General features: G+C 51.8%; 11 protein-coding genes. 4 read left to right on the top strand and 7 right to left on the bottom strand.

Going from position 1 to position 11,878, the window contains the following annotated elements:
• Window positions 1-173: 173 nt before the first annotated feature.
• Window positions 174-1,649, bottom strand: coding sequence for a glucose-6-phosphate dehydrogenase (gene zwf / locus G8S19_RS09105; RefSeq protein ID WP_061068076.1), 1,476 nt, complete (start codon window positions 1,647-1,649; stop codon window positions 174-176).
• Between the two features lie 367 nt (window positions 1,650-2,016).
• Between zwf and G8S19_RS09100 the strand changes: the two genes are divergently transcribed.
• Complete coding sequence (locus G8S19_RS09100) at window positions 2,017-2,886, top strand: MurR/RpiR family transcriptional regulator (RefSeq protein WP_003034893.1); 870 nt, start codon at window positions 2,017-2,019, stop codon at window positions 2,884-2,886.
• 119 nt (window positions 2,887-3,005) lie between these two features.
• The gene (pyk, locus tag G8S19_RS09095; RefSeq protein WP_048211374.1) at window positions 3,006-4,448 is read left to right on the top strand and encodes a pyruvate kinase; all 1,443 of its coding nucleotides are present in this window, start codon (window positions 3,006-3,008) and stop codon (window positions 4,446-4,448) included.
• An 86-nt stretch (window positions 4,449-4,534) separates the two neighbouring features.
• Here pyk and lpxM read toward each other — a convergent pair whose 3' ends face one another.
• The 3 genes from lpxM to znuA form a co-directional block, all read right to left on the bottom strand.
• Window positions 4,535-5,506 (bottom strand): lauroyl-Kdo(2)-lipid IV(A) myristoyltransferase, encoded by a 972-nt coding sequence (gene lpxM, locus G8S19_RS09090; RefSeq protein ID WP_121584749.1) that lies wholly within the window; start codon window positions 5,504-5,506, stop codon window positions 4,535-4,537.
• Window positions 5,507-5,627: 121 nt separating this feature from the next.
• The gene (mepM, locus tag G8S19_RS09085; RefSeq protein WP_071887356.1) at window positions 5,628-6,947 is read right to left on the bottom strand and encodes a murein DD-endopeptidase MepM; all 1,320 of its coding nucleotides are present in this window, start codon (window positions 6,945-6,947) and stop codon (window positions 5,628-5,630) included.
• A gap of 15 nt (window positions 6,948-6,962) precedes the next feature.
• Entirely contained in the window at window positions 6,963-7,907 is a 945-nt protein-coding gene (znuA, locus tag G8S19_RS09080) for a zinc ABC transporter substrate-binding protein ZnuA (protein WP_005120703.1), read from the bottom strand.
• A gap of 78 nt (window positions 7,908-7,985) precedes the next feature.
• Between znuA and znuC the strand changes: the two genes are divergently transcribed.
• Together znuC and znuB are read left to right on the top strand one after the other, a co-directional pair.
• Window positions 7,986-8,741 carry a zinc ABC transporter ATP-binding protein ZnuC gene (gene znuC / locus G8S19_RS09075; RefSeq protein WP_048211371.1) on the top strand — a complete coding sequence of 252 codons (756 nt, stop codon included), beginning with the start codon at window positions 7,986-7,988 and terminating at the stop codon, window positions 8,739-8,741.
• A complete protein-coding gene (gene znuB / locus G8S19_RS09070; RefSeq protein ID WP_048211370.1) occupies window positions 8,738-9,523 on the top strand; it encodes a zinc ABC transporter permease subunit ZnuB in 786 nt (261 codons plus the stop codon). Before znuC ends, znuB begins: the two co-directional genes overlap by 4 nt.
• Before the next feature lie 91 nt (window positions 9,524-9,614).
• Here the strand turns inward: znuB and ruvB are convergent, their stop codons facing one another.
• The 3 genes from ruvB to ruvC all read right to left on the bottom strand — a co-directional run bounded on the left by ruvB (window position 9,615) and on the right by ruvC (window position 11,847).
• Window positions 9,615-10,625, bottom strand: coding sequence for a Holliday junction branch migration DNA helicase RuvB (gene ruvB / locus G8S19_RS09065; RefSeq protein WP_048211369.1), 1,011 nt, complete (start codon window positions 10,623-10,625; stop codon window positions 9,615-9,617).
• 8 nt (window positions 10,626-10,633) lie between these two features.
• Window positions 10,634-11,245, bottom strand: coding sequence for a Holliday junction branch migration protein RuvA (gene ruvA, locus G8S19_RS09060; protein WP_016153412.1), 612 nt, complete (start codon window positions 11,243-11,245; stop codon window positions 10,634-10,636).
• Window positions 11,246-11,325: 80 nt separating this feature from the next.
• Window positions 11,326-11,847 (bottom strand): crossover junction endodeoxyribonuclease RuvC, encoded by a 522-nt coding sequence (ruvC, locus tag G8S19_RS09055; RefSeq protein WP_003034867.1) that lies wholly within the window; start codon window positions 11,845-11,847, stop codon window positions 11,326-11,328.
• Window positions 11,848-11,878 lie beyond the last annotated feature (31 nt).

Genomic DNA, 11,878 nt, shown 5'->3' with positions numbered 1-11,878 from the left:
AATATAGCTGAATCGCTTGTTAGCCGTAGCTCAGGGGCAAAATCGTTTCAGGCAGTGTAATAAAAAAAACCTCGCGGGTGAATCCACGCGAGGTTTAAAAGTGCAAAAATTATTCTACAATCTGTGTTAGATCATGTTACCGGTAAAATAACACCTAATGGCTAGATGATCTTTTACTCGAATTCGTTCCAGGAACGACCGTCACGGGTAATCATGGCCACAGACGCAACCGGTCCCCAGGTTCCTGCCTGATAAGGCTTCGGCGACTCGTTATCCATCGCCCAGGCTTCAGTAATTGAATCCACCCACTTCCAGGCCTCTTCGACTTCATCGCGACGCACAAACAGAGCCTGAATACCGCGCATGGTTTCCAACAGCAGGCGCTCATAGGCGTCGGCCAGGTGCGTTTGGTTGAAGGTTTCTGAGTAGCTCAGATCCAGCTTAGTGATCTGCAGATTATGTTTGTGGTCCAGACCCGGCACTTTGTTCAGTACCTGGATATCAACCCCTTCATCAGGCTGCAAACGAATAGTCAACTTGTTCTGCGGCAGATCCTGCCAGGATTCTTTAAACAGATTCAGCTCAGGTGTTTTGAAGTAAACCACCACTTCAGAGCACTTGGTTGGTAAACGTTTACCGGTACGCAGGTAGAACGGTACACCCGTCCAACGCCAGTTATCGATATCGACGCGGATCGCCACAAACGTTTCCGTATTGCTGCTCTTATTCGCGCCCTCTTCTTCCAGGTAACCCGGTACCTTTTTACCCTGGGCAAAACCAGTGGTGTACTGGCCGCGAACCGTTTTTTCACGCACGTTCGAGCGATCGATGCGACGCAGCGATTTCAGGACCTTCACTTTCTCATCGCGAATGCTGTCGGCGCTCAGATCAGCCGGAGGGGACATTGCGATCATGCAGAGGATTTGCAGCAAGTGGTTCTGGATCATATCGCGCATTTGACCGGCCTGGTCAAAATAGCCCCAGCGGCCTTCAATACCGACCTCTTCAGCCACGGTAATTTCTACGTGATCGATAGTGCGGTTATCCCAGTTGTTCACAAACAGGGAGTTGGCAAAACGCAGTGCCAACAGGTTCAGGACCGTCTCTTTCCCGAGATAGTGGTCAATACGATAAACCTGACACTCTTCGAAGTACTCGCCAACCTGATCGTTGATTTCACGGGATGTCGCCAGAGACGTGCCCAGCGGTTTTTCCATCACCACGCGAGCGGGTTTAGCATTCAGCTTTGCTTCACCCAAGCCTTTGCAGATCGCGCCAAAGGTGCTTGGCGGCATAGCGAAATAGTTAATCGTGGTACGTGATTTTTGATCCAGCATCTCGCCCAGACGGCTAAATGCGGCGGTGTCATTGACGTCCAGGTTACAAAACTCCAGACGGCCACTGAGAGTTTCCCATAAACTTTCATCAATTTTTTCTTTCATGAAAGTTTCGAGCGCTTCGCGTACAACCTTGGTATAGGCAGCTTTGTCCCAATCAGCACGCCCAACCCCAATGATACGGGTTTCCGGGTTAATCTGACCGGCCTTTTCCAGTTGATACAGGGAAGGCAGCAATTTCCGTCGCGCCAGGTCACCCTTCGCACCGAAAATGACCAGGTCACATGCCTGGGCTGTTTGCGTTACCGCCATGTCATTCTCCTCAATTAAGTGCCTGGTGCTTTTGCCAGACACTGGTTGTAATTTTATTACAGTGCACTGTACTGCTTTTACGTGAATCCGGAAACCGTAAACGCTTATCCAGCCGTGCTGTTACCGCGAACAGCCGCTTTATTGGCGTATAACCCATCAAAATGGATAAAAAAGTCGTATTTTTCGTACCCATGACGAAGTATGAAAATCCGACTCCGATCATGTAATGAAAAAAAACAACAACTATTCTGTCCATTTTGCCCCGTTGCTGCATTAGCAGGGGTAATATCTATACACTAAATTGTGTATCGGTTTCCCCGTATCGCTGAAATCGTTTTTGCCCATGACCCATGAGTCTACCTACATCATGAATATGCTGGAAAAAATCCAGTTAAAACTGGAACATTTGAGCAAGTCAGAGCGTAAAGTCGCCGACATTATTCTTGCCTCTCCCGAGCGGGCAATCCATTCAAGTATCGCCGCACTTGCTGTAGAAGCGAATGTCAGCGAGCCAACGGTGAACCGTTTCTGTCGCAGCATGGACACCCGCGGCTTTCCTGATTTTAAACTGCATCTGGCGCAAAGTCTGGCAAATGGTACCCCTTATGTTAATCGCAATGTAGATGAGGATGACAGCGTTGAATCTTACACGGGGAAAATCTTCGAGTCAGCGATGGCAAGCCTCGACCACGTTCGCCAGTCGCTGGATAACGCGGCGGTAAACCGGGCAGTAGATTTATTAACCCAGGCGAAGAAAATTGCCTTCTTTGGTTTAGGTTCTTCCGCCGCGGTAGCACATGACGCGATGAATAAATTTTTCCGCTTTAACGTTCCGGTTATCTATTCCGACGACATCGTACTGCAACGCATGAGCTGTATGAATTGTAGTGATGACGATGTCATTGTGCTCATTTCACACACCGGAAGAACCAAAAGTCTGGTGGAACTGGCACAACTGGCAAGAGAAAACGATGCCATGGTGATTGCCCTGACATCTCCTGGTACTCCGCTGGCACGTGAAGCAACGCTGGCAATTACCCTCGATGTACCGGAAGATACTGACATTTATATGCCTATGGTCTCTCGACTTGCTCAACTTACCGTGATAGATGTGCTGGCTACGGGATTTACTTTGCGCCGTGGGGCAAAATTTAGAGATAACTTGAAGCGTGTCAAGGAAGCGCTCAAGGAATCGCGTTTTGATAAAGAATTACTCATCAAGAGTGATGACCGCTAAAAGCAATAACAATGTTCTACCCTTTTATCATCCGGGTCGTTCATTTTACCGTTTATGTTCGAGAACGGCCGGATTAATGTTCACGCAACACCAAGTTGTTTCAGTCAACGGAGTATTACATGTCCAGAAGGCTTCGCAGAACCAAAATCGTTACCACCTTAGGCCCGGCAACTGACCGCGATAACAACCTTGAAAAAATTATCGCCGCTGGGGCGAACGTTGTACGTATGAACTTTTCGCACGGCTCTCCAGAAGATCACAAATTGCGGGCGGATAAAGTCCGTGAGATTGCCGCCAAACTGGGACGTCATGTAGCTATTTTGGGTGACCTGCAGGGACCTAAAATCCGCGTATCGACCTTTAAAGAAGGTAAAGTATTTCTCAATGTTGGCGACAAATTCCTGTTAGACGCCAACCTCGGTAAAGGTGAAGGCGACAAAGAAAAAGTCGGCATCGATTACAAAGGCCTGCCTGCTGACGTTGTGCCGGGCGATATCCTGCTGCTGGATGATGGTCGCGTACAGCTCAAAGTGCTGGAAGTTCAGGGTATGAAAGTCTTCACCGAAGTCACTGTCGGTGGCCCGCTCTCCAACAACAAAGGCATCAACAAACTTGGCGGTGGCCTTTCTGCTGAAGCTCTGACGGAAAAAGACAAAGCAGACATCATTACTGCAGCGCAAATCAGCGTTGACTATCTGGCGGTTTCTTTCCCTCGCTGTGGCGAAGATCTGAATTATGCCCGCCGCCTGGCGCGCGACGCTGGCTGCGATGCGAAAATTGTTGCCAAGGTAGAGCGTGCTGAAGCCGTCTGCGACCAGAATGCGATGGATGACATCATCCTTGCCTCTGACGTGGTAATGGTTGCGCGTGGTGACCTGGGCGTGGAAATCGGTGACCCGGAGCTGGTTGGTATTCAGAAAGCGTTGATCCGTCGCGCACGTCAGCTGAACCGTGCGGTTATTACCGCAACGCAGATGATGGAATCAATGATCACTAACCCAATGCCGACGCGTGCGGAAGTCATGGACGTGGCAAACGCCGTGCTGGATGGGACTGATGCCGTCATGCTGTCTGCCGAAACTGCGGCAGGCCAGTACCCGGCGGAAACCGTCGCAGCTATGGCTCGCGTATGTCTGGGTGCAGAGAAAATCCCGAGCATCAACGTTTCTAAACACCGTCTCGACGTACAGTTTGATAATGTCGAAGAAGCTATCGCCATGTCAGCGATGTATGCCGCGAACCATCTGAAAGGCGTTACCGCTATCATCGCCATGACCGAGTCCGGTCGTACTGCGCTGATGACATCACGCATCAGTTCTGGCCTGCCAATTTTCGCGATGTCTCGTCATGAGCGTACGCTGAATCTGACCTCTCTGTATCGTGGCGTTACGCCGGTCCACTTTGACAGCGAAACTGACGGTGTAATGGCTGCCAACGAAGCGGTCAATCTGCTGCGCGACAAAGGCTACCTGGTGTCAGGCGATCTGGTGATTGTGACCCAGGGTGATGTCATGAGCACCATCGGCTCCACCAACACCACACGTATTCTGACTGTAGAATAACGACTCTGCTGACTGCCTGATATTACTCGCTTATCAGGCGCACAGGTCGCCTGATACAAAAAAGCCTCTCGAACGAGAGGCTTTTTTTATTTCTTCGGATAGAGATCTTTGCGCTTATAGGGCTCAATCTCGCCGGGTTTGCGGGTCTTTAGCAGTTTCAGAATCCAGGTGTATTGTTCAAGATGTGGGGTGACAAAAATCTCCACTTCTTCATTCATCCGTCTGGCAATTGTATGGTCATCGGCCGTCAGAATGTCATCCATGGGGGGGCGTACCTGAATCGTCAGGCGATGCGTTTTACCATCATACACCGGGAATAGCGGTATTACGCGTGCATGACAAACCTTCATCAGGCGGCCAATCGCCGGTAACGTTGCCTTATAGGTCGCGAAGAAATCGACAAACTCGCTGTGCTCCGGGCCGTGGTCCTGATCCGGTAAGTAATATCCCCAGTATCCCTGCCGTACCGACTGAATAAAAGGTTTAATACCGTCGTTACGTGCATGTAAACGACCGCCGAAACGTCGACGTACCGTATTCCAGACATAGTCAAATACCGGATTGCCCTGGTTATGGAACATCGCTGCCATTTTCTGGCCTTGAGCTGCCATCAGCATTGCCGGAATATCAACACCCCAGCCGTGAGGGACGAGAAAAATCACCTTTTCCTCATTACGTCGCATCTCATCGATAATTTCCAGGCCCTGCCAGTCAACGCGGTGCTGGATTTTCTCCGGACCGCGCATGGCTAATTCTGCCATCATAACCATCGCCTGAGGCGCAGTCGCAAACATCTCATCAACGATGGCCTCACGCTCGGTTTCGCTGCGCTCTGGAAAACAGAGGGATAAATTAATAAGCGCTCTACGACGCGAACTTTTCCCCAGCCGTCCGGCAAGCCGCCCCAGTTTCGCCAGAACGGGATCGCGAAATGACGCGGGCGTTAATGCAATCCCTGCAATCGCTGCCACGCCAAGCCAGGCGCCCCAGTAGCGCGGGTGACGGAATGATTTTTGAAACTCAGGGATATACTCAATACTCTTTTTTTTCGTTTCCATGCTCTTCCAGTATCGGGGGCCGCGAAAAAGTAAATCTGCTGATAGTGTAGCGGCGCACCGTGTCCCGTACAAAATAAAAAAAGCCGGCACGCTTAGCGTACCGGCTCTGTCAGTGTATTTATTAATCGAAGCGTAACTGAGGCAGAACCTCTTTCACCTGAGCCAGGTACTCGGTACGATCCGAACCGCTCAGCCCTTCCGTACGCGGCAGTTTTGCCGTCAACGGGTTCACAGCCTGCTGGTTGACCCATACTTCGTAGTGCAGGTGCGGGCCCGTAGAACGCCCGGTGTTACCTGACAGCGCAATGCGATCGCCACGTTTCACTTTTTGCCCCGGTTTAACCAGCAGCTTACGCAGGTGCATGTAACGGGTGGTGTAAGTACGACCGTGACGAACAGCAACATAGTATCCGGCCGCGCCACTCCGTTTCGCGACAACCACCTCACCATCACCGACTGACAGCACTGGCGTACCTTGCGGCATCGCAAAGTCGACACCTTTGTGCGGTGCAACGCGCCCGGTTACCGGATTCAGGCGACGCGGATTGAAGTTTGACGAAATACGGAACTGCTTCGCCGTAGGGAAACGCATAAACCCTTTAGCAAGCCCGGTCCCGTTACGGTCATAGAATTTACCGTCTTCAGCACGGATCGCGTAATAATCCTTGCCTTCAGAGCGCAAACGAACGCCCAGCAGTTGGCTTTGTTCGCGTTTACCGTCCAGCATCTCGCGAGACATCAAAACGGAGAACTCATCGCCTTTCTTCAGCTTGCGAAAGTCCATCTGCCATTGCATTGCTTTAATCACTGCGCTGATTTCAGAGCTGGTGAGGCCGGCATCTCTTGCACTGGCGACGAAACTACCGCCCACCGTACCGTTGATTCGGCTGTTGACCCAGTCGCCCTGCTGCATTTCGCTGCTCATTTTGAAACCCGTTGCTGTACGATCATAAGTACGAGTTTCACGGCGGGAGACTTCCCAGGTCAGGCGCTGCAAATCACCTTCCGAAGACAGTGTCCAGGAAAGTTGCTGGCCAATTTTCAGATTACGTAGATCTTTATCAGATGCGGCAAGCTGGCTGATATCGCCCATATCAATGCCGTACTGGTTCAGAATACTGCTCAGCGTATCGCCGGTAGAGACAACATACTCGTGAACCCCGGCCTCGCCAGAGGTCTTGTCATCAAGTTCGTCCTGAGGGATAGCTTCATCTTCCTGAGCGGCTTGATCGATAGGTTCGCTGGCCTCTGGCAACAGTGAACGTATCTCGCTTTTTTCCAGCTCAATGGTTTTAACGATGGGTGCAGAGTCGGGATGGTATACATAAGGCCGCCAGACTGCGACGGCCAATGTCAGAACAGTAAGCGACCCCAACATAACACGATGGGGTCGCGGCAAATTATTAAACGCCAGAGCGACAGAGCGGGCTATCTGTTGCACGTATTCACTTCCTCATTAATCTCCTTTCAGGCAGCTCGCATACTGGTTGGCTAATTGGTTCAGAAACGCTGAATAGCTTGTTTTACCCAGTTTGATATTCGTTCCGAGGGGATCCAACGTTCCCATTCGAACGGATGTCCCTCTCGCTACGGCTTCAACGACCGCTGGCCTGAACTGTGGCTCAGCAAAAACGCAGGTTGCTTTTTGCTCAACCAACTGTGTTCTTATTTCATGTAAACGCTGCGCACCAGGTTGAATCTCAGGGTTCACGGTAAAGTGACCAAGCGGTGTTAGCCCGTAGTGTTTTTCGTAGTAGCCATAGGCGTCATGAAAAACGAAATACCCTTTACCCTTGAGCGGTGCGAGCTCGTTACCTACCTGCTTATCGGTTGCGGCTAATTGTGCCTCAAAATCCTTCAGGTTGGCGTCAAGTTTGGCTCGACTTTGCGGCATAAGTTCCACTAATTTATCATGGATTGCAACCGCTGAGGCCCGCGCTATCTCTGGGGAAAGCCAAAGATGCATGTTGTAATCACCATGATGGTGATGCTCGTCACTTTTTTCGCCGTGAGCGTCGTTATGCCCATGATCGTCATCATCATCGTCAGCGCCTTTCATGAGTAACGGTTTCACGTCATTGAGCTGCGCAATCGTTACCTGTTTTGCGTTAGGAATATTCTTGACTGACTTTTCCATAAACGCCTCCATTTCCGGACCTATCCAAACAACTAAGTCCGCGTTCTGTAAGCGTTTTACGTCTGAAGGACGCAGCGAATAATCGTGTTCGGAAGCCCCGTCAGGCAACAGAACCTGGGTGTCTGTAACCCCATCTGCAATCGCTGAAGCAATAAAGCCCAACGGCTTAAGTGACGCCACTACAGCAGCATTTGCTGCCTGAGTTGCACTACCCCAAAGAGCAGCGGATAATGCTGCGAAAAGAAGCGTATTTTTATGTAACATAATGCGACCAATCATCGTAACGAATGTGAGAAATGTGATATTATAACATTCTATAACTTCTGCAAGACTAAAATTGATATGACGACTTTGGTTTCACTGGAAAATGTCTCGGTCTCTTATGGTCAACGCCGCGTCCTTTCTGACGTATCGCTTGAACTTCGACCCGGCAAAATTTTAACGCTTCTTGGCCCGAATGGGGCCGGAAAGTCTACGCTGGTGCGCGTTGTATTGGGGCTGGTAGCGGCTGATGAAGGGGTTATCAAGCGCAACGGGCATTTGCGGATTGGCTATGTACCGCAAAAACTCTACCTCGATACAACACTTCCGCTGACGGTGAGTCGCTTTTTGCGCTTACGTCCTGGCACAAAGAAAACCGACATTCTCCCTGCGCTGAAGCGTGTTCAGGCCGGGCATCTGATGGATGCGCCGATGCAAAAACTGTCCGGCGGGGAAACACAGCGTGTCTTGCTGGCCCGTGCGTTGCTAAATAAACCGCAGCTCCTGGTGCTCGATGAACCGACTCAGGGCGTGGATGTGAATGGTCAGGTTGCACTGTACGATCTTATCGATCAGTTGCGACGTGAGCTGGATTGCGCCGTGCTGATGGTATCCCATGACCTGCATCTGGTCATGGCAAAAACCGACGAAGTCCTGTGTCTGAACCACCACATTTGCTGCTCCGGCACGCCAGAGGTGGTTTCTATGCACCCTGAATTCATTTCTATGTTCGGGCAACGCGGCGCTGAACAACTCGGAATTTACCGTCACAACCATAATCATCGCCACGATTTACAGGGTCGCATTGTTTTACGCCGGGGAAATGGTCACTCATGATTGAATTATTATTACCCGGTTGGTTAGCCGGGATCATGCTGGCCTGTGCTGCTGGCCCGCTTGGCTCGTTTGTAGTCTGGCGTCGAATGTCTTATTTCGGCGATACGCTGGCTCATGCGTCGCTGCTGGGGGTCGCCTTTGGCCTGCTGCTGGATGTAAACCCTTTCTATGCGGTTATCGCCGTCACCTTGTTGCTGGCCGCAGGCCTGGTATGGCTGGAGAAACGCCCGCATCTCGCGATTGATACCCTGCTCGGTATTATGGCGCACAGTGCGCTGTCATTAGGGCTGGTTGTTGTTAGCCTGATGTCCAACATCCGTGTGGATCTGATGGCCTATCTGTTTGGCGATCTGCTCGCCGTCACCCCAGAAGATCTGGTGGCCATTGCCATTGGCGTGGTTATCGTTCTGGCGATATTGTTCTGGCAGTGGCGTAACCTGTTGTCGATGACTATCAGCCCGGATCTGGCATTTGTCGATGGCGTGAAGCTGCAACGTGTCAAGCTATTGCTGATGCTGGTCACTGCACTCACTATTGGTGTGGCGATGAAATTCGTCGGGGCACTGATTATCACCTCACTGCTGATAATTCCTGCGGCTACCGCACGTCGTTTCGCCCGTACACCCGAACAGATGGCCGGTGTTGCCGTGGGCGTTGGGATGATAGCGGTTACAGGCGGGCTGACCTTCTCAGCGTTCTATGATACGCCAGCAGGACCATCCGTGGTGCTTTGTGCTGCACTGCTGTTTATCTTCAGTATGATGAAGAAGCAAGCGAGCTGAGTGGTATTTCGCCGGATGGCGGTTTCACCTAATCCTGCCTACATCATACCGTAGGCCTGATTAGCGTAGCGCCATCCGGCATTATTGGGGCTTAAGGCATTGCCGGCGGCGTGATCCCGAAATGGTTCCAGGCCCGTACCGTTGCCATTCTTCCGCGCGGCGTACGCTGCAGAAAACCTTGCTGAATCAGATACGGTTCCAGCACGTCCTCAATGGTTTCACGTTCTTCGCCGATTGCCGCCGCCAGGTTATCCAGTCCTACCGGACCACCGAAGAATTTATCGATAACCGCCAGCAGCAGCTTACGGTCCATATAATCGAAGCCTTCCGCATCCACATTGAGCATATCCAGTGCCTGGGCGGCGATATCCGCCGAGATGGTGCCGTCATGCTTCACTTCAGCAAAATCGCGTACCCGACGCAATAAACGGTTGGCAATACGCGGCGTACCACGTGCCCGCCGCGCCACTTCCAGCGCGCCTTCATCACTCATCTCCAGCCCCATAAAGCGGGCACTGCGTCCAACAATATGCTGCAGGTCAGCCACCTGATAGAACTCCAGGCGCTGCACAATCCCAAAGCGATCACGCAGTGGAGACGTTAACGACCCCGCGCGGGTTGTTGCGCCGATTAGCGTAAACGGCGGCAGATCGATTTTAATTGAACGCGCAGCCGGGCCTTCGCCAATCATGATATCCAGCTGATAGTCTTCCATTGCCGGATACAACACTTCTTCCACCACCGGTGACAGACGATGGATTTCATCGATAAACAACACATCGTGTGGTTCAAGGTTGGTGAGCATTGCCGCCAGGTCGCCTGCTTTTTCCAGTACCGGACCGGACGTAGTACGCAGATTAACGCCCATTTCATTGGCAACAATATTGGCAAGCGTGGTTTTACCGAGACCCGGAGGACCGAAAATCAGCAGATGGTCGAGCGCGTCACCGCGCAGCTTCGCCGCCTGGATAAAAATCTCCATTTGCGAACGCACCTGCGGCTGACCAATGTACTCTTCCAGCAATTTAGGGCGGATCGCACGATCCACCAGATCTTCAGGGGTCGTGCTGACAGCCGAAATCAGACGGTCTGCTTCAATCATCCTCTACCTCACAGCGCCGCGCGAAGCGCTTCACGAATCAGGGTTTCACTGCTGGCATCAGGGCGGGCAATTTTGCTCACCATGCGGCTGGCTTCCTGTGGTTTATAGCCCAACGCCACCAGCGCAGCAACCGCTTCCTGCTCGGCATCGTCCGTTGCCGGACTTGCCGGCGAGGTCAGGACCAGATCTGCCGCCGGGGTAAAGAGATCGCCATGCAGTCCTTTAAAACGGTCTTTCATTTCGACGATCAATCGCTCTGCCGTTTTCTTACCGATGCCCGGTAATTTCACCAGTGCGCCAAGCTCTTCGCGCTCAACGGCATTGACAAACTGCTGCGCAGACATACCGGAGAGGATCGCCAGCGCCAGCTTCGGCCCCACACCGTTGGTTTTAATTAGCTCTTTAAACAGCGTGCGCTCTTGCTTATTGTTAAAGCCATACAGCAGCTGTGCGTCTTCGCGCACCACAAAATGCGTGAAGATGATCGCTTCCTGCCCGGCTTCCGGCAGCTCGTAGAAACAGGTCATCGGCATATGCACTTCATAGCCTACCCCGCCCGTTTCCAGAAGGACCAGTGGGGGTTGTTTTTCAAGAATGATGCCTCTGAGTCTGCCTATCACATGACGCTCCTGCGTTAAGGGCTAAAAGGTAATGCGCTATCATAAAAAAAGGCTGGATAGATATCCAGCCTCATTTGTCACTAACGTAACCTACCGCGCGCTAGATTCAACCTCGACTCACTCATTTGCATGGCGTTCTGGCTGACATGGCAGTGGGTAATGGCAATCGCCAGCGCATCCGCAGCATCCGCCTGAGGGTTAGCCGGGAGTTTGAGCAGCGTACGCACCATGTGTTGTACCTGGCTTTTTTCCGCGCTGCCGATACCGACGACAGTTTGTTTAACCTGTCGGGCAGCATACTCAAACACCGGAAGATCCTGATTGGTCGCAGCAACAATCGCCACGCCGCGCGCCTGCCCCAGCTTAAGCGCCGAATCGGCGTTTTTCGCCATAAAGACCTGCTCGATGGCAAAATAATCCGGCTGGAACTGGGTGATGATTTCCGTCACCCCCGCGTATATCAATTTCAGGCGTGACGGGAGATCGTCAACTTTGGTGCGAATACAACCACTGCCGAGATAGGTCAACTGTCTGCCGACCTGACGGATTACGCCATAACCGGTAATGCGCGACCCCGGATCAATGCCGAGAATGATAGACATCACGCATCTCCTGTTATTTTATGGCTTAACC

Origin of the sequence: Citrobacter sp. SX206, assembly GCF_024181025.1 — a bacterium.
Lineage (GTDB): Bacteria > Pseudomonadota > Gammaproteobacteria > Enterobacterales > Enterobacteriaceae > Citrobacter > Citrobacter youngae.
The sequence above is the reverse complement of the archived record's forward strand: the minus strand, read 5'-3'. Positions and strand labels throughout refer to the sequence as shown.

Excerpts from the sequence above, each read along its gene's own strand:
- ruvC (WP_003034867.1), bottom strand. The coding sequence starts at position 11,847 with ATGTCTATCATTCTCGGCATTGATCCGGGGTCGCGCATTACCGGTTAT.
- ruvB (WP_048211369.1), bottom strand. The coding sequence starts at position 10,625 with ATGATTGAAGCAGACCGTCTGATTTCGGCTGTCAGCACGACCCCTGAA.
- lpxM (WP_121584749.1), bottom strand. The coding sequence starts at position 5,506 with ATGGAAACGAAAAAAAAGAGTATTGAGTATATCCCTGAGTTTCAAAAA.
- znuB (WP_048211370.1), top strand. The coding sequence starts at position 8,738 with ATGATTGAATTATTATTACCCGGTTGGTTAGCCGGGATCATGCTGGCC.
- pyk (WP_048211374.1), top strand. The coding sequence starts at position 3,006 with ATGTCCAGAAGGCTTCGCAGAACCAAAATCGTTACCACCTTAGGCCCG.
- G8S19_RS09100 (WP_003034893.1), top strand. The coding sequence starts at position 2,017 with ATGAATATGCTGGAAAAAATCCAGTTAAAACTGGAACATTTGAGCAAG.
- zwf (WP_061068076.1), bottom strand. The coding sequence starts at position 1,649 with ATGGCGGTAACGCAAACAGCCCAGGCATGTGACCTGGTCATTTTCGGT.
- znuA (WP_005120703.1), bottom strand. The coding sequence starts at position 7,907 with ATGTTACATAAAAATACGCTTCTTTTCGCAGCATTATCCGCTGCTCTT.
- znuC (WP_048211371.1), top strand. The coding sequence starts at position 7,986 with ATGACGACTTTGGTTTCACTGGAAAATGTCTCGGTCTCTTATGGTCAA.